Genomic DNA, 16,093 nt, shown 5'->3' with positions numbered 1-16,093 from the left:
TTCGGGACCATGGCCTGGCCTTTCACGGGCGGTGCGGAGGAAAGTGGGGGCATGACGGCCGAAGACACGCCCCACCCGTTGCCCAAGCTGGCGGTGATCGCCCGTGAGGCCGGGGTGTCCGTCGCAACCGTTTCCAAGGCGCTCAACGGCAGGTCAGACGTCTCCGCGCATACTCGCCGCCTGGTCGCCGAGGTGCTGGAGCGGCGCGGCTACCCCAGACAGCGCGCCAAGCCGTCGCGCGGCAGCATGGTCGACGTCATGCTGCAGGGCCTGGATTCGCCGTACGCGCTGGCGATCCTAGGCGGTGTGGAGGACGGGGCCTGGCGGCTGGGCGTGGAGCTGGTGGTCTCGGCCGTGGTCGCCCGTACCAAGAACGGCCAGCCGCCGCCCGCCTGGCTGGATCGGATCAGCGCCCGCGACAGCGCGGGGGTGCTGCTCGTACGCACGTCGCCGACCACCACGCAGCGGGCCTGGCTGGCCGACCACGGGATCCCCGCGGTGGTCGTCGACCCGCGCCGCGACCCCCCGCCGGGTATGCCGGTCGTCTGCGCCACGAACCAGACCGGCGCCCGCGCCGCTACCGAGCACCTCATCGGCCTGGGGCACGAGCGGATCGCCATCGTGACCGGCCGCCCCGGCGTGCCGGCCGCCATCGAGCGGCTGGCCGGGTACCGCCAGGCCATGGCCGCGGCCGGGCTGCCGGTGGACCCGCGGTCGGAGGTGTGCGGCTACTTCCAGAAGGACCTCGCCCTGCGAGCCACGAGGGCGATGCTCGCCGAGCTCCCTGAGCCGCCGACCGCCGTCTTCGCCTGCTCCGACGCCATGGCGGTGGGGGTATACCAGGCGTTGGGCGAGCGCGGCCACCGCGTCCCTGACGACGTGAGCGTGGTCGGTTTCGACGACTCGTGGGCGGCCATGCACGCCACGCCCCCGCTGACGACCATCCGCCAGCCCTGGCCCGAGCTGGGCTCCGCCGCCCTGACCGCCCTGCTCTCCGGCGAGCCCGCGGCGCGGACCGAGCTGCCCACGGCGCTCGTCGTCCGGTCGAGCACGGCTCCGGCGTGAAATTTATGGAACTTCCTCGGTGGCCGAGAGGAAGGAGGGCGCTACGTGTCCATGCGAAAGCTCACAGGCGCCGCCCTGGCCGCGGCCACGGCAGTCGCCTGTGGGCCATCGTCACACGTGCAGGCGGCAGCCACACCCGTGGCGGGCGGTGTCTACCAACAGGCCGTCACAAGAGCGGCATGTGCCTGGATGTGGTGGGCGGCTCGAAGGACAACGGTGCGCTGTTACAGCAGTAGGGTTGCACCCCGGCGCCGCCTGGCAGCAGTTCATGCTTGGTATGCGAGACAGCGGGCTCTTCAACGCGGCCAATGAGCGAGATCTTCGACACCCAGATCCGCAAGTACAACCGGCTGGCCGGCTGACGCCTGCCCGCCGCCAAGCACACCCACGAGAAAGAGGGTTGAACCCTGCCGAGCCCAGCCACGGGGAGAGGGTTGGGGGACTGGGCTCGGCGGGGTGGCGTCGGCGGCCGCGACGGCGCGCGCCTGCCTCTGGTACGCCAGACGACCCTTACCTGCCGTCGTGGCCGCGGCCGTGGTCGTCGCGCTGCTGCTGCTTGCCGCCGACCACGGCGAAGGAGGCGGTGGCGACCTTGTTGCCGACCTTGACGCTCACGGTCTTGCTGCCGGGCTTGGTCTTAGCGGGCAGGGTCAGGGTCTTGGTGGCCTGGCCGCCGGAGAGCGCGACGCGGTAGGTCCTGCCCTCAGGGCTCGTCACGGTGGCGGTGCCCGAGGAGACGCCCTTGGCGGTGATCGTCACGGTGTAGGAATCGCCGGCGCGCACGCGGCCGGGGCTGACCGACACCGCGAGGGAGTTCTTCTTGTTCCACCTGTCCCGGGTCTTGGCGCGGTCCGAGTGCGGCGGCTGCGCGGGCGTGATGGTCATCGCCGGTTCCTGGGGCGTGATCGTCATCGTCGGCGCCGGCGTGCGGGAGTCGGCGAGGGCCGCGCCGGAGAAGGGCAGGGCGAGCATGGCCGCGCTGACGAGGGTCACGGTGAGGGGCTTGGAGAAACGCATTTTGGTCTCGAATCCAATCCGGGAGGGACCTGGCCGAACATCTGAATTCAGCCCCGAAGGTCATCCCCACGCCGAACACTCTGCTGATCGAATCTAAGAGCAATCTGCCACGTTCTTTTGAATTGGATTAGCGCAGGCAGGGACCGCGATCTGGGGTTGGTGACCTGCGACACACGATTTCTCTAAGGCGAGTCTCACCTTTTCATCGGATGCACCTTCACACGATCAGGTCCCGACGCCTGACCGTGCCGCCGCCGAGGGCCACGAGCGCCGCGGCGAGCACCCCGAACGCGGCCGAGCCGATGACCGCCCGCTAGATCCGATCTAGCGGCCCTCCTAGCGCCTACCGGGTGACGGCGCGGAAGGGAGGGACCGACCATGAGCCCGTTGCGAGTGGCGGTGATCGTCGGCAGCACCCGGGTCGGCCGTGTCTGCGACACGGTCGGGAACTGGTTCGCCGAGCGCGCCCGCCGCCGCGACGACCTCGCGGTCGAGGTGCTCGACCTGGCCGCATACGCCTTTCCCGCCTGCTATCCGCAGGAGGCCACACCGGACATGCGTGGCTTCGCCGCGGCGATCGGCGAGGCGGAGGCGTTCGTCGTGGTCACCCCGGAGTACAACCGCAGCTTCCCCGCCTCGCTCAAGCAGGCGATCGACTTCGCCTACGACGAGTGGCAGGCCAAGCCGGTCGGGTTCGTGTCCTACGGCTCGGGCTCCGCCGGCCTCTACGCGGTCGAGCAGCTCCGTACGGTCTTCTGTGCCCTGCATGCGGTGACCATGCGCGACTGGGTAGGGCTCGACCTCCTCGGCCAGGGCGTCGACGGATGCGGGCGGCCCCGCGACACCGACGACCGCCTGTGCGCCATCGCCGCCATGCTCGACCAGCTCACCTGGTGGGGCCGGGCGTTGCGGGACGCCCGCCGCGCCCAGCCGTACGCCTCATGAAGGGAACATCATGCGCGATCTAGCGATAGAAACCTCAGGACTGGTCAAAACCTTCGGCACGACCAGAGCCGTCGACGGGCTCGACCTCAAGGTGCCGGCCGGCGCCGTGTACGGCGTGCTCGGCCCCAACGGCGCGGGCAAGACGACCGCGGTGCGCATGCTGGCCACGCTGCTGAAACCGGACGGCGGTCAGGCGAGCGTGTTCGGGCACGACGTGGTGCGCGAGGCGGACGCCGTACGGAGCCGGGTGAGCCTGACCGGCCAGTACGCCTCCGTGGACGAGGAGATGACCGGCGAGGAGAACCTGATCCTGCTCGCCCGTCTGCTCGGTCACCGCAAGCCGGCCGCCAGGGAGCGGGCGGCGCAACTGCTGGAGGCGTTCGGGCTGGCGGAGGCCGGGGGGCGGCAGGTCAAGACGTACTCGGGCGGCATGCGGCGGCGCATCGACATCGCGGCCAGCATCCTCAACACGCCCGACCTGCTCTTCCTCGACGAGCCGACCACCGGGCTGGACCCGCGCAGCCGCAACAACGTCTGGGACATCGTCCGCATCGTCGTGGCCCACGGCACCACAGTGCTGCTGACCACGCAATACCTGGAGGAGGCCGACCGGCTCGCGAGCCGCATCGCGGTCATCGACCACGGCAGGGTCATCGCCGAGGGCACTCCGGGCGAGCTCAAGTCGTCCGTCGGCGCGGGCTCGGTCCACGTACGGCTGCGTGACCCGGCCACCCGCCCCGACGCCGAGCGGGTGCTGGCCGAGACCCTGGACGCGCCCGTCTACCTGGAGTCCGACCCGGTCGCCCTGACCGCGCGCGTCACAGGCAGCGGCAACGAGGCGGAGCAGGCCTCGCGTGCCCTCCACCGGCTGGCCGAGGCCGGCATCGTCGTCGACGACTTCTCCCTCGGCCAGCCCAGCCTGGACGAGGTCTTCCTGGCCCTCACCGACCACCGCGCCACCGAGGAGGCCGCAGCATGAGCACGACAACTGACACCGGCACCACCTACTCCCCCGCGGCCGACGCCCTGGGCACGGTCCTGGCGCCGGGGGCGAGACCGCCGCGGCCGAGCGCCTGGTCGGCGTCGGTCACGTTCGGCTGGCGGGCGATGTTGAAGATCAAGCACGTGCCCGAGCAGCTCTTCGACGTGACGGCGTTCCCCCTGATGATGACGCTGATGTTCACGTACCTGTTCGGCGGCGCGCTGGCCGGGTCACCGACCGAATACCTGCAGTTCCTGCTGCCGGGCATCATGGTGACGAGCGTCGTGATGATCACTATGTACACCGGTGTGGAGGTCAACAAGGACATCGAGAAGGGGGTCTTCGACCGCTTCCGGACCCTGCCGATCTGGCGGCCGTCCACCATGGTCGGTTACCTGCTGGGCGACCTGCTGCGCTACACGATCGCCTCGGTCGTCATCCTGGCGGTCGGGCTGGTGCTGGGCTTCCGCCCGCAGGGCGGGGTCACCGGCGCGGTGGGCGGGATCCTGCTCCTGCTCGCCTTCTCGTTCGCGTTCTCCTGGTTGTGGACCATGTTCGGGCTGCTGATGCGCAGCGAGAAGTCGGTGATGGGGGTCAGCATGCTGGTGCTGATGCCGCTGACCTTCCTGAGCAACGTCTATGTCGATCCGTCCACCATGCCGGGCTGGCTACAGGTGTTCGTGAACGCCAGCCCGATTACCCACCTGGTGAGCGCCGTACGGTCTCTGATGGGCGGCACGCCGGACGCCGGTGAGATCACATGGGTCCTGGTGTCCTCGGGGGTCCTGATCGCAATCTTCGGCACGCTGACCATGCGGCTGTACAACCGCAAGTAAGCCGCGTCTGTGCCCGGTTCCCCCGGGCACAGATGGGTTATGCCAGAGAACAGCTTCGACGAACGGACCGCGCAGACGTACGAAGCCAAGTGGCCCGAACTGTTCGACCCGGCGGTGGTCGATCCGGTGGTGGACTTCCTCGCCGAGCTGGCCGGATCCGGCGCCGCTCTCGAACTCGGCGTCGGCACCGGCCGCATCGCCCTGCCGCTCAGCCGGCGCGGTGTCCCCGTGCACGGGATCGAGCTGTCCCCGGCCATGGCGGCGCGGCTGCGGGCCGCGCCCGGCTCCGAGCGCGTCGGCGTGACGATCGGCGACTTCGCGACCACCAGGGTGAGCGGGCCCTTCAAGGTGGCGTACCTGGTGCGCAACACGATCACCAACCTGACGACACAGGACGAGCAGGTCGAGTGCTTCCGCTCGGTGGCGGCGCAGCTGGAGCCCGGCGGCTGCTTCGTCATCGAGGTGTACGTCCCCGAGCTGCGCCGGCTCCCGCCCGGCCAGACCGTCCACCCGTTCACCGTGACGCCCGAGCACCTGGGTTTCGAGGAGTACGACGTCGCGACGCAGATCGCCTACTCCCATCACTACTGGGTGGTGGACGGTCAGCTCGAGACCCGCTCGACGCCCCATCGCTACGTGTGGCCGGCGGAGCTGGATCTCATGGCGCGGCTGGCCGGGATGACGTTGCACGAGCGCTGGGCCGGCTGGAAACGCGAGCCCTTCACCGGCGAGAGCCGCAGCCACGTATCAGTGTGGCGGAAGACGTGATTCGGTCTCATATCTGATCGGCGATCACCCTGGAACGGGCCCTCCGAGGTTGTTACGGTTTACGCGACCAACGACGATCATCAAGGGGTTTCCCATGACCGAGTCCTCGGCGATGCCGCTGCACATGCGGCGGGTGGAGTTCGACCCGGCTCCGGAGCTGGCGGCGGCACGTGACGAGGAGGGGGTCAAGCGGGTCCCCAGCGTGTACGGCGGCGGGGCGGAGGCCTGGCTCGTGACCCGGTACGCAGATGTACGCGAGGTGCTCGGCGACGCCGAGCGGTTCAAGATCGCACCACAGACCATCGCCCGGCTCCCCGGAGCGCCGGAGCTGACCAAGGAGCAGCTCGCCAAGATCAACGCGGGCAACCTGATCGGCGCGGACCCGCCCGAGCACACGCGGCTGCGGCGCATGCTGACCCCCGAGTTCACGATCCGGCGCATGCGCCGTCTGGAGCCGCGGATCAAGCGCATCATCGACGACCACCTGGACGCGATGGAGGCCGCCGGGTCCCCGGCCGACCTGGTGTCGTCGTTCGCGCTGCCGATCCCGTCGCTGGTGATCTGCGAGCTGCTCGGCGTCCCGTACGAGGAGCGCGAGGGCTTCCAATACCGCTCCAGCAGGATGCTCGACATGACCGTGCCCGCCGAGGAGCGGGTGGGGCTGCAGTTCCAGGCGCGCGCTTACATGGAGGACCTGGTCCGGCGCATCCAGGCGGACCCGGGTGAGGACCTGCTCGGCATGCTGGTCCGCGAGCACGGCGACGACCTGACGACCGACGAGCTCATCGGCATCGGGAGCCTGCTGCTGTTCGCCGGGCACGAGACCACCTCCAACATGCTCTCCCTGGGCACGCTGGCGCTGCTGCGCCATCCCGAGCAACTGGAGCTGCTGAAGAAGGAGCCCGAGCGGATCGACGGCGCGGTGGAGGAGCTGCTGCGCTGGCTCAGCATCGTGAACTCGGGCACCACCAAGGTCGCCACGACCGATGTCGAGCTCGGCGGGAAGAAGATCGCGGCCGGCGACCTGGTGATCTGCGCTCTGTCCGCCGCCAACCGCGACCCTGGGCTCATGGCCGACGCGGACCAGTTCGACCTCGTACGCGGCCTGCCCGGCCACGTGGCCTTCGGTCACGGCGTCCACCACTGCCTGGGGGCCCCGCTCGCCCGCATGGAGCTGAAGATCGCCTTCCCGGCGCTGTTCCGGCGTTTCCCCGGGTTGCGCCCGACAGAGAACACACCGCAGTTCCGCTCGTCCAGCATCGTCTACGGCCTGTCCTCCCTGGAGGTCGCCTGGTAGTGGATGCGCCGGTGGCTCTGCCGGTGGCATTGTCAGTGGCGGCGGGTAGCGTGAACAACCGTCATGCCTATCGACGCCGCCACACACGAGCTCATCGGCAGGGACCACCCTGCCGCGTTGCTGCGTGCCGAGATCACCCGGCTCATCGGTAGCCACGGCGGCCTGGTGCTGGTCACCGGCGAGGCGGGCATCGGCAAGACCACGCTCGTCACGAGCGCGGCGCGCGAGGCCAGGCGGCAGGGCGCGCTGGTGGTGGGCGGCGCGTGCTGGGACTCCGGCAGCGCGCCGGGCTACTGGCCGTGGACCCAGGTCATCCGGGCCCTGCGCCGCGGGACCGAGCCGGAGGAGTGGGCCGCGGCGCAGGCGGCAGCGGGCGGCAGCCTGGCCGCCCTCCTCGGCGAAGCCTCGATGCCGGACGGTGACCAGGCTCGGCAGGGGCAGTCCCCCTTCCTCTCGGTCACCCCGGGCGGGGACGAGGTTCCCGACACCTTCAGGCTCTACGACGCCGTCACCTCCGCCCTGGTCGCGCTCGCGCAGCGCCGCCCGGTCGTCATCGTCATCGACGACCTGCACGTGGCCGACCCCGCCTCGCTGCGGCTGCTGGAGTTCGCGGCCCAGCAGACCTGGTTCGAGCGGCTGCTGCTGATCGGCACCTACCGCGACGCCGAGGTGGAGCCGGTCGACCACCCGCTGCGCGACCTGCTGTCACCGCTCGTCGCCAAGGCCACCACCATCACACTGACCGGCCTCGACGAGGCGGGGGTCGCGGCGCTCATGGCCCGCACCGCCGGCCAGGAGCCACCGCCTGACCTGGTCGCCGAGGTCCATCTGCGCACGGGCGGCAATCCGTTCTTCGTCGAGCAGACCGCGCGGTTGTGGCGCAGCGGCGGCTCGGCCACTGCCGTCGCGCCCGGCATCCGCGACGCGCTGCTGCGCCGCCTCTCCCTGTTGCCGCGGCCGGTCGCCGAGTTGCTGCCGGCGGCGGCCGTGCTGGGGCGCGAGTTCCACCGGCAGGTGCTGGCCGCGACCGTGGCGGCGCCGGTCGCGCATGTGGACCGGCTGCTGGAGCTGGCCGTGGTGGCCAGGCTCGTGGTGACCAAGGGCGGCGGCGCGTTCGCCTTCGCCCACGACCTGGTCCGCGAGACCCTCTACGACTCATTGGCCGACCCACGCGACCTGCACGCCGCAGTGGTCACCGCCCTCGATCGCGCACCCGGCCTCGCGGACTCCTCCGGCCTGGCGGGCAGGATCCTGCCGAGCGACCTGGCCAGGCACGCTCACCTGGCGGGTGACCGCATCGACCCCGGCCGGGCGACGGGCCTGCTGCTCGCCGCGGCCCGGGACGCGCGGGGCCGGATGGCGGGCGAGGAGCAGCTGGGCCACCTGCGGCGGGCATACGAGGTGAGCGCCGCCGCCGATCCCCGCACCCACGCGATCGTCGCACTCGAGCTCGGCAAGGAGCTGCACCACACGGGCGCAGGCGACGAGGCACAGCGCCTCTTCGAGCAGGCCGCCGCCATCGCCGACGACCTCGACGACGCCGAGCTGCCCGCCCGCGTCGCCCTGACCCTCCGCTCCCACTACGGCCGCGACAAGGCCCTCGACCGGCTGAGACAGGCCCACGCCAGACTGGTCGGCGGCCCGGCGCCGGACGACCGGCTCGCGCTCGACCTGGTCGTCCGCCTCGCTCAGCTGGCCAGGCAGGGAGGCGACGACGACGCGCTGGCGTTCAGCCTGTGGGCGCACCACGACATCATCTGGGGCCCGGGCACCGCCGCCGAACGCGTGGCGCTGACCGGCGAGCTGGTCACCCTCGCCCGCCGCACCTCGGACCCCGAGCTGGAGCACTTCGCCAGGGCGCTGCGCTGGGTGGCCATGATCGAGCAGGGCGAGCCCCGCTACCTCGACCACTTCCACGACTACGCTGCCAAGGGCCGCCGCACCGAGCAACCGCACTTCGTCATGACCGCGGCGATCGACGAAAGCATCATCGCGGCCCTCGCCGGCCGCTTCGCCGAAGCCGAGACACTGCTGTCGGACGTCCACCTGGACACTCACCACGGCCACATGGTCTACATGCTGCGGCACCACCGCTGGGCGATGTCGTGGCTACAAGGCCGGCTCGAGGAGCAGGAGGAGATGCTCAACGAGCTCAGAGGCAGCAGCCACCCGTGCCCAGGGTTGCTGGAGGCGCTGACGGCGCTGCAGAGCGGCGACGTCGAACTCGCCCTGCACCACCTGGCCGACGGCGAGCCCCGCGACCGCATGTCCCAACCGCTGTGGCTGCGCCTGCAGGCCGAGCTGGCGGTGGCCACCCAGGACCCGGAGCTGTGCGCCGCGGCCCGAGCCGCGCTGTCCCCGCACCGCGGGCAATGGGCGGTGGCGCTGCTGGGCTGGGACATCAGCGGGCCTTACGACCTGTGGCTCGGCATGGTGGACGCGGCGGAGGGCCGCTGGGACGCGGCCGTCGACGATCTCACCGCCGCTTACCGCTCCGCCGACCGCATGCAGGCCCGGCCATGGTCGGTCCTGGCCCGGGCGCACCTGGCCGAGACGCTGCTCACCCGCGCGTCGCCCGGCGACGCGGAAGCGGCGAAAACCCTCCTGGACGGCGTCCGCCGGGACGCGGCCGAGCTGGGCATGCCGCACGTGCTGGAGTCCGTACGCCCGGCGCGGCAGCCCCAGCCGCCGTGGAACGGCCCGCACGTCGCCGGCCAGGACAACGCGCCGGGCTTGCTCGGAAACGCCTGGACACCCCTGCCGGTCCGGCCGAGAAGCCCGGCCCAGCACGCGCCGAGCGCAGAATTCCGGCGGGACGGGGCAGTCTGGTCGCTGGTCTTCGCCGGCCGAGCCGCACACATGCCGGACGCGAAAGGCCTACGCGACCTGCACACCCTCCTCAGCCGCCCGGGCGAGGACGTGCCCGCCGTACGCCTGCTGGACCCGGAAGGCGGCGAGCTCGTCGCGGCCGCCCGCCGGATGGGCGGCGACGACGTGCTCGACGAGGAGGCCAAGACCCGCTACCGGCGTCGCCTGACCCAGCTGGACGAGGAGATCGACCGGGCCGTGGAGCGGGGCGACGACGTGCGGGCGGCCGAGTTCGACCGGGAGCGGGCGGCGCTGCTGGAGGAGCTGCGGGCGGCGGCGGGCCTCGGCGGCCGTACCCGCCGCCTGGGAGATGAAGCCGAGCGGGCCCGCAAGACGGTCACGGCCAGGATCCGCGACGTGCTCCGCAAACTCGATCACACTCACCCCGAGCTGGCCGCCCACCTGCGCGCCTCCATCTCCACCGGGTCGACGTGCCGCTACCAGCCGGAGGACGAGACCGCCTGGCGCCTCTGAGCGCCCAGCGCCACGTGTCACGTGTCACGTGTCACGTGTCACGTGTCATGGCACGGGATGTCGTGAAGATGGAACATCCATCGACTGCCATGGGCTCATGGTTTACGGGCCACTCCGCACACGGCGCTCACCACGGTGGCCGGACCGTCCCAGCGGTCCGGCTCAGGCCGCCACTCCGGTGTGGGCACCACGCCGGGCTCCACCAGCTCCAGGCCGGTGAAAAAGCCGGCAATCCGCTCCGGACTGCGCAGCTGGTAGGTGTTGGCGGCGCTCTTGTTGTACGCGGAGACCGCCTCGATCAGGGCCGGGTTGGTGTTCGTGCCGTCGCTCAACACCAGATAGCTTCTGGCGGCGAGGGGCTCCAGCAGCCGGTCGACGATGCCCTGCGGATCGTCATCGTCGGTCAGCTGCCCTGCGATGCTCAGCATCATGAGCGCGATCGGCCGGGAGAAGTCCAGCGTCCTGGCCGCCTGCCCCAAAATGAGGTCGGGACGGCGGACATCGGCGTCGATGTAGTCCGTGGCGCCTTCTGACGTGCTGGTCAGCAGGGCCCGGGCGTGCGCCAGCACGATCGGATCGTTGTCCACGTAAACCACGCGCGATTCTGGCGCGAGGCCCTGTGCGACCTCGTGCGTGTTGTTCGCCGTGGGCAGCCCGGTGCCGATATCCAGGAATTGCCGGATCCCGGCCTCCTGCACCAGGTAGCGCACGGCACGGATGAGGAATTCGCGCTGCAGCCGGGCGACCATCGCGAAGTCGGGAAACAACCGCAGCAGGGTCTGGCCGGCCTCGCGGTCCACCTGGAAGTGATCTTTGCCGCCGAGCAGGAAGTCCCAGACCCTCGCGGAGTGCGGCACGGCGGTGTCGACGCGGGCCCAAGCCGACGCGGCAGCGTTGCTGTCACTCACAATGAAACATCATTCCATGGCAATGGTCCCGAATGGCGGCTTAGCACCGCATTGGCGCCACTTGACGTACCGTGCCCACCAAGACCAAGCCCGCCACCAAGACCGTGCCCGTCAAGGTCGGCAACAAGGTCGCCACCGCCTCCTTTACCGTCGTCGACGGCAAGCAGAACCAGCGCGACGACCGCCGTCACGACGGCCGGTGAAGATCGACCGCAGGACCCGGCCCGCCGTGCACCGACCCCATGGATCCCTCCTTCACGTACCCGCCGTACGCCTGCTGGCCCCGGAAGGCGGCGAGCGCCTCGTGGCGGCCCGCCGAATAGGCGGCGATGACACGTTGGATGACTAGGCCACAACCCGCTACCGCCACCGCCTGACCCAGCTGGACGAGGAAATCGACCGGGCCGTGGGGCTGGGCGACGACAGGCGGGCGGCCGGCCAGAATCCGCGACGTCCTGCGCAAACTCGACCACGCCCACCCCGCACTGGCCGCCCACCTGCGCGCGTCGGTTTCTACGCGATCCACCTGCCACTACCAACCGCATCAAGAGATCACATGGCGCTTCAAAGGCAGGCTTTTGCTGCCCAAGCTGAATCTAGGCGAGGTCGACACCACGGTTACCTAATGCTTACCAACGACCACTCAACGTATGCATTTCCCTTGACGGCCGCTGAGATGCCCTACAGGCTCGTGGATGCAAGGATCCGCAAGCCAACGACACAGGAGACGGTCATGGCGCTAGTGTTCTATGGCAAGGACCCGGACAATCCGGGCAACAATTGCCCAGCGGTCTTCCGGGACCCTTCCACTGGCGACTTCTACTTCCAGGGGGAGACCGTGGCAGATCCCGAGACCCTCACATGGATTGCAGCGAAAAGCCCCATCCTGGACACCGAGTCAGTCGTGCGTCTCCCCGAGCGCATGATCCAGATCATCATGGAGGCATGTCTTGGCAGACTTCAGCGAACTTCTGGCGAGGTGTGAGCGCACAGCCTTCAAGCTGGAGATGCGCGACCAGTACATGACTGGCGATCCAGGCTATTTGGCCTGGGAGGCGGGCGACCTCGGCAGAGCAGTACAGCTGTATTCCGACTGGACTGCCACCGCTAGGTCGGCGGTGAATCGCGGAGTGGCCATGCGCCGCGTGCGTATCGTCTCTGAGCCGGTGAGCGCCTACATCATCTTCGAGCACGCGGTGACACCCGGGGTGAATCTCGCCGCTGGTGAGGGGATTCGCTGGCTGCCCCGACGTCTGGCCTCGGATCTGCTGCTTCCGGGAAACGACGTATGGATCTTCGACGACCGGCTGGTCCAGTTCTGCCATTTCGCCGGCGACGGGTCCTGGGTGGCCAACGACGAGAACGACTCTCCGGCCGTCGTGAAGCAATGCGCCGGCGCCTTTGCCGCGGCATGGGATCGGGCTGCGGATCACAGGGAGTATCACGTCTAGCATCGCTCGGATCCGGTCCTCATGGCTTCCACGCCACACTCCAGCTCAAGTGCCCAGGCGGCTCGGCAGGCGCTTGCGAGGAGGCTGCGCGAGCTACGGCTCGACGCGCATCTGACCTCGCGGGCGCTGTCGGCCGCGGCGGGGTGGCACGAGGCGAAGACGTCTCGCATCGAGCACGGCAAAAAGCAGCCGTCGGAAAGTGACATAGCGACTTGGGCGCACGTGTGCGGCGTCCCGAGGCTGGTACCTGAGCTGGTCGCGGAACTGCGGGCCGTCGACCTGGCCTGGCTGGATTGGCGTCGCGCGGAGAAAACCGGCCTGGCGCACCTGAATGTGGCCGTCAGGGAGCTCTACGAGCGCACGAGGCTGTATCGCTCGTATTGCCAAGACGTGATTCCCGGACTTCTCCAGACTGAGGCGTACACCACGGCGACACTGTCGGCCATCCGTGACGGACGTCGTGTGCCCGTAGACGACGTGGCCGACGCTGTCGCCGAGCGCATGGCCCGCCAGCACATCTTGCGCGCGCCGGGACACCGTTTCGTCTTCATTCTCGAAGCAGCCGCCCTGTCTTATCGGCGTGGCGGGCCGGGGGTCATGGCGGAGCAGCTCAGCCACCTCCTGGAGGCGATGTCGCTGCCTTCGGTCGTTCTCGGGATCATCCCTCCTGACGTGGAACGCGCGGGACGATGGCCCGTCGAGAACTTCTACATGTTCGACGACGAGCAAGCGAACGTCGAGCTCGTCTCAGGCTTTCTCACGATCAGGCAGCCACGGGAAGTCACGCTCTATGCGGAGACCTTCGTCGGCCTCTACGACGCGGCGGTGTTCGGACGGCAGGCACGGGCTCTTATCGAGCGTGCCAAGCACGCGATGGGCTAATGCTCGCAAACATCCGCAAGCTTCTGGAGCTCTGACTACACCCGCATCTACCGTCTAAGCATGGCGCTCACACACGCTCAACGTCACCGTCTGATGCTGAGCCAGTCATTGCAGTGCTATGCCTCGGGCAGGGCGGACCGGTGACGACCTTCCCGCCGCTCCACACAATCCGGCGCAGGCCGGGCGTCCTGCCATAGTGCTGCCGCCATGCCCTGCCTGCGCCATTCCGCCACCAAATGACAACCCCTGCGGAGAAGCGCTGTGACAACGACCAAGAGTTACCCGGGCTGGGAGATCATGGACGGCGCCGGAGGCGGCTACATCGCCTTCCGTACGGTCCTGGTGCCCGATCACAGCGGACTCTCCAACGTGCGTTGCGGCGCCACCCTTTCTGAGCTCTCTGAGCACTTGGAGCAGGAGACTGGCCGCCAGAAGCGGCCGCCCAGGCGACTGCGTGGCGCGGCGTGAAGCGCTCGAGAAAGTCGATCCTGCCTCGCCCGATCCACTATGCAGTCATACGGTCACGATGAGTGCTTCTTAAGGCAAAGGAGAACCCCGACGTGGGCAAGCATGAGGACCCCAAGAGTCCCAAAGACCAGCCGTTCAAGGCCGACCCCAGCAGGGCAACGCCCGATGGCCACAGAGAGTCGGGCGGCAAGCATGCGGACGACAAAGGCAAGGACGGCAAGAAGTAGTGGATGAGGCCATCGCAAAGCGTGTCGATCGCCTGGTCGAGTACATTCGTGGTTTCGAGGACATCCAGAGCTTCGTCACCGAGGCCATTCGTGCGGTCCCTCGTCACCGGTTCATCCCCGATGTGGCGCTGGCGACGCCCGGCGATCCCGATCAGGCATTCGTCATCGATCGGGATACAGATCCCGACTCCTGGTGGGACACGGTCTACTCCCCGAATCCCATCGTTACCCAACTCGACGACGGCGGCAGCGACATCAGGGCCGGGGTGGGCGCGTACACGTCCTCCTCGTCCGCACCCAGTACGGTCGCGCATCTGCTGCAACTCCTCGACCCTGAGCCGGACGACCGGGTTCTGGAGGTGGGGACCGGCACGGGCTGGACGGCCGGGTTGCTCGCTCACCTGGTCGGCCCGCACGGCAGCGTGACGTCGATTGAGATAGACGAGGTTGTGGGCGAGCAGGCCGCGAAGAATCTTGCCCAGACCGGCGTGCAGGCGCATATGGTCATCGGCGACGGCGCGGACGGGTGCCCCCAGCGGGCGCCGTACGATCGTGTGCACGTCACCTGTGGTATCCGCACCCTCCCCTACGCGTGGGTCGAGCAGTGCCGGCCGGGAGGGGTCATCGTAGCGCCCTATAGCCCTGGCTTCGGCGATCACGTGCTGCGACTGGTGGCGCTGCCGGATGGCACTGCGATCGGGCGGTTCCCCGGCTATGCCGCCTACATGATGATGCGGTTGCAGCGGCCTGCTTCAGCTGCCCCTGACGACGGCAGCGGTCGGCGCCACCCCACCCAGGTGCATCCGCGCACCATCGGGCTCGCGCCACCCGGCGCAGACTTGGCCATGGCGGCTGTCACCGACCTGTACGCGCACATCAGCCGGGAGGAGAACAGGTTCCTGACATACGTGCTGGATCCGGCCGATCCCGGTCAGTGGGCGGTGGCCGTCCATGAGCGGGGTAATCCGGAGCACACGGTCTACCAGATGGGCGAGCGTCCCCTGTGGGAGGAGGTGTGCGATGCCTACTTCCGGTGGGTCGGCTGGGGCGAGCCCGGACGGGACCGGTTCGGGATGACGGTGACCCCCGAAGAGCAGCGCGTTTGGCTGGACACACCCGATCAGGTGCTCAATCGCGGGTAATGCGGGTGCCGATGTCCTCGCCTTGGCAGATCGCGCTCATCGCGCCCACCTCGGCGACGTCGAAGACGTGCATGAGGAGCCCTTGCTCGTTGGCCAGGACGAAAGCGCTCTGATCCATGACCCTGACCCCTGCGTCCAGCGCCTCCCGATAGGTGAGAGTGGTGAAGCGTTTGGCGTCGGGATCGCGGTTCGGGTCGCGGTCGTAGACGCCGTCCACGCCGCGCTTGGCGACCAGTAGCGCGTCGGCTTCCAACTCCAGCGCCCGCTGGACCGCCGGGTAGTCGGTGGTGACGTACGGCTGCCCGATGCCGCCTGCCAGCAGCACGATCAGTCCGCGCCGCAGGTGCCGGTCGGCGCGCAAGCGGATGAATGGCTCGGCGACGCTCTGCATCGGCACCGCCGTCATCACCCGCACGTCCGACTCGGAGCGTGCCGTCAGGACCCCGCGCAACATCAGCGCGTTCATCACCGTGCCGAGCATGCCGATGTTGTCGGCCTCGGCTCGTCCGATGCCCCATCCTTCGGCCATCCGGCCCCGGAAGTAGTTTCCGCCGCCGATCACCACGGCGAGCTCGACTCCGAGTGCGTGGACCGACAGCAGCTCATCCGCCAACTGCGCGAGACTCGCCGGATCCGCGCCCCAGCCCGAAGGCCCAGCCAGCGCCTCGCCGCTGAGCTTGACCACGACACGTGAATAGCGGCTCACGATCTCCAGCCCTCCGTCGGGGCCGCGCGGGCGGCGACCCGACCAGCGTAACGGGGG

The 16,093-nt window shown here is 69.3% G+C and carries 18 protein-coding genes; 14 read left to right on the top strand and 4 right to left on the bottom strand.

The genetic code is table 11. The features are described from left to right. Positions 1–51 precede the first annotated feature (51 nt). Positions 52–1,065, top strand: a complete 1,014-nt coding sequence (locus ACTWQA_RS14470) for a LacI family DNA-binding transcriptional regulator (RefSeq protein ID WP_443159734.1) — start codon at positions 52–54, stop codon at positions 1,063–1,065. Positions 1,066–1,575: 510 nt separating this feature from the next. Here ACTWQA_RS14470 and ACTWQA_RS14465 read toward each other — a convergent pair. Then, positions 1,576–2,082 carry a hypothetical protein gene (locus ACTWQA_RS14465; protein ID WP_443159733.1) on the bottom strand — a complete coding sequence of 169 codons (507 nt, stop codon included), beginning with the start codon at positions 2,080–2,082 and terminating at the stop codon, positions 1,576–1,578. 378 nt (positions 2,083–2,460) lie between these two features. On the opposite strand from ACTWQA_RS14465, the gene ACTWQA_RS14460 reads away from it, so the two are divergent. From ACTWQA_RS14460 to ACTWQA_RS14435, 6 genes are all read left to right on the top strand, one after another. Continuing rightward, positions 2,461–3,027, top strand: coding sequence for an NADPH-dependent FMN reductase (locus ACTWQA_RS14460; RefSeq protein WP_443159732.1), 567 nt, complete (start codon positions 2,461–2,463; stop codon positions 3,025–3,027). Positions 3,028–3,037: 10 nt separating this feature from the next. After that, positions 3,038–4,006 (top strand): ATP-binding cassette domain-containing protein, encoded by a 969-nt coding sequence (locus ACTWQA_RS14455; RefSeq protein ID WP_443159731.1) that lies wholly within the window; start codon positions 3,038–3,040, stop codon positions 4,004–4,006. Then, the gene (locus tag ACTWQA_RS14450) at positions 4,003–4,845 is read left to right on the top strand and encodes an ABC transporter permease (RefSeq protein ID WP_443159730.1); all 843 of its coding nucleotides are present in this window, start codon (positions 4,003–4,005) and stop codon (positions 4,843–4,845) included. The genes ACTWQA_RS14455 and ACTWQA_RS14450 overlap by 4 nt, the downstream gene beginning before the upstream one ends. Positions 4,846–4,884: 39 nt before the next feature. After that, positions 4,885–5,613 (top strand): class I SAM-dependent DNA methyltransferase, encoded by a 729-nt coding sequence (locus ACTWQA_RS14445; RefSeq protein ID WP_443159729.1) that lies wholly within the window; start codon positions 4,885–4,887, stop codon positions 5,611–5,613. 94 nt (positions 5,614–5,707) lie between these two features. Beyond that, positions 5,708–6,910, top strand: a complete 1,203-nt coding sequence (locus ACTWQA_RS14440) for a cytochrome P450 (RefSeq protein ID WP_443159728.1) — start codon at positions 5,708–5,710, stop codon at positions 6,908–6,910. A 63-nt stretch (positions 6,911–6,973) separates the two neighbouring features. Next, positions 6,974–10,252 (top strand): AAA family ATPase, encoded by a 3,279-nt coding sequence (locus ACTWQA_RS14435; RefSeq protein WP_443159727.1) that lies wholly within the window; start codon positions 6,974–6,976, stop codon positions 10,250–10,252. Between the two features lie 95 nt (positions 10,253–10,347). Here the strand turns inward: ACTWQA_RS14435 and ACTWQA_RS14430 are convergent, their stop codons facing one another. Next, positions 10,348–11,160, bottom strand: coding sequence for an SAM-dependent methyltransferase (locus ACTWQA_RS14430; RefSeq protein ID WP_443159726.1), 813 nt, complete (start codon positions 11,158–11,160; stop codon positions 10,348–10,350). A 71-nt stretch (positions 11,161–11,231) separates the two neighbouring features. Here ACTWQA_RS14430 and ACTWQA_RS14425 point away from each other — a divergent pair, with 71 nt between their 5' ends. Then, positions 11,232–11,363, top strand: coding sequence for a hypothetical protein (locus ACTWQA_RS14425; protein ID WP_443159725.1), 132 nt, complete (start codon positions 11,232–11,234; stop codon positions 11,361–11,363). On the opposite strand, the gene ACTWQA_RS14420 is transcribed toward ACTWQA_RS14425, so the two are convergent. After that, positions 11,348–11,686: a hypothetical protein gene (locus ACTWQA_RS14420; protein ID WP_443159724.1), complete on the bottom strand. Its 339-nt coding sequence runs from the start codon at positions 11,684–11,686 to the stop codon at positions 11,348–11,350. The two genes, ACTWQA_RS14425 and ACTWQA_RS14420, sit on opposite strands and share 16 nt — an antisense overlap. 99 nt (positions 11,687–11,785) lie before the next feature. Here ACTWQA_RS14420 and ACTWQA_RS14415 point away from each other — a divergent pair, with 99 nt between their 5' ends. The 6 genes from ACTWQA_RS14415 to ACTWQA_RS14390 all read left to right on the top strand — a co-directional run bounded on the left by ACTWQA_RS14415 (position 11,786) and on the right by ACTWQA_RS14390 (position 15,330). Continuing rightward, the gene (locus ACTWQA_RS14415; RefSeq protein ID WP_443159723.1) at positions 11,786–12,145 is read left to right on the top strand and encodes a hypothetical protein; all 360 of its coding nucleotides are present in this window, start codon (positions 11,786–11,788) and stop codon (positions 12,143–12,145) included. Continuing rightward, positions 12,111–12,611 (top strand): DUF6879 family protein, encoded by a 501-nt coding sequence (locus ACTWQA_RS14410; protein WP_443159722.1) that lies wholly within the window; start codon positions 12,111–12,113, stop codon positions 12,609–12,611. The genes ACTWQA_RS14415 and ACTWQA_RS14410 overlap by 35 nt, the downstream gene beginning before the upstream one ends. A 21-nt stretch (positions 12,612–12,632) precedes the next feature. Continuing rightward, entirely contained in the window at positions 12,633–13,493 is an 861-nt protein-coding gene (locus ACTWQA_RS14405; RefSeq protein WP_443159721.1) for a helix-turn-helix domain-containing protein, read from the top strand. Between the two features lie 261 nt (positions 13,494–13,754). Further along, positions 13,755–13,961: a hypothetical protein gene (locus tag ACTWQA_RS14400; RefSeq protein WP_443159720.1), complete on the top strand. Its 207-nt coding sequence runs from the start codon at positions 13,755–13,757 to the stop codon at positions 13,959–13,961. Positions 13,962–14,023: 62 nt separating this feature from the next. Next, a complete protein-coding gene (locus ACTWQA_RS14395) occupies positions 14,024–14,188 on the top strand; it encodes a hypothetical protein (protein ID WP_443159719.1) in 165 nt (54 codons plus the stop codon). Continuing rightward, the gene (locus ACTWQA_RS14390; protein ID WP_443159718.1) at positions 14,188–15,330 is read left to right on the top strand and encodes a methyltransferase domain-containing protein; all 1,143 of its coding nucleotides are present in this window, start codon (positions 14,188–14,190) and stop codon (positions 15,328–15,330) included. The genes ACTWQA_RS14395 and ACTWQA_RS14390 overlap by 1 nt, the downstream gene beginning before the upstream one ends. On the opposite strand, the gene pyrH is transcribed toward ACTWQA_RS14390, so the two are convergent. Continuing rightward, positions 15,317–16,036, bottom strand: a complete 720-nt coding sequence (pyrH, locus tag ACTWQA_RS14385; RefSeq protein WP_443159717.1) for a UMP kinase — start codon at positions 16,034–16,036, stop codon at positions 15,317–15,319. The two genes, ACTWQA_RS14390 and pyrH, sit on opposite strands and share 14 nt — an antisense overlap. Positions 16,037–16,093 lie beyond the last annotated feature (57 nt).

This window comes from Nonomuraea sp. 10N515B, assembly GCF_052245915.1.
Classification (GTDB): Bacteria; Actinomycetota; Actinomycetes; order Streptosporangiales; family Streptosporangiaceae; genus Nonomuraea.
Note: the sequence above shows the minus strand (reverse complement) of the source record. Positions and strands in the feature narration are given on the sequence as shown.

Bases quoted from the DNA above. Each gene is read 5' to 3' on its own strand.
- ACTWQA_RS14465 (WP_443159733.1), bottom strand. From the start codon at position 2,082: ATGCGTTTCTCCAAGCCCCTCACCGTGACCCTCGTCAGCGCGGCCATG.
- ACTWQA_RS14435 (WP_443159727.1), top strand. From the start codon at position 6,974: ATGCCTATCGACGCCGCCACACACGAGCTCATCGGCAGGGACCACCCT.
- ACTWQA_RS14445 (WP_443159729.1), top strand. From the start codon at position 4,885: ATGCCAGAGAACAGCTTCGACGAACGGACCGCGCAGACGTACGAAGCC.
- ACTWQA_RS14405 (WP_443159721.1), top strand. From the start codon at position 12,633: ATGGCTTCCACGCCACACTCCAGCTCAAGTGCCCAGGCGGCTCGGCAG.
- ACTWQA_RS14460 (WP_443159732.1), top strand. From the start codon at position 2,461: ATGAGCCCGTTGCGAGTGGCGGTGATCGTCGGCAGCACCCGGGTCGGC.
- ACTWQA_RS14470 (WP_443159734.1), top strand. From the start codon at position 52: ATGACGGCCGAAGACACGCCCCACCCGTTGCCCAAGCTGGCGGTGATC.
- ACTWQA_RS14455 (WP_443159731.1), top strand. From the start codon at position 3,038: ATGCGCGATCTAGCGATAGAAACCTCAGGACTGGTCAAAACCTTCGGC.
- ACTWQA_RS14440 (WP_443159728.1), top strand. From the start codon at position 5,708: ATGACCGAGTCCTCGGCGATGCCGCTGCACATGCGGCGGGTGGAGTTC.
- ACTWQA_RS14415 (WP_443159723.1), top strand. From the start codon at position 11,786: ATGCTTACCAACGACCACTCAACGTATGCATTTCCCTTGACGGCCGCT.
- ACTWQA_RS14450 (WP_443159730.1), top strand. From the start codon at position 4,003: ATGAGCACGACAACTGACACCGGCACCACCTACTCCCCCGCGGCCGAC.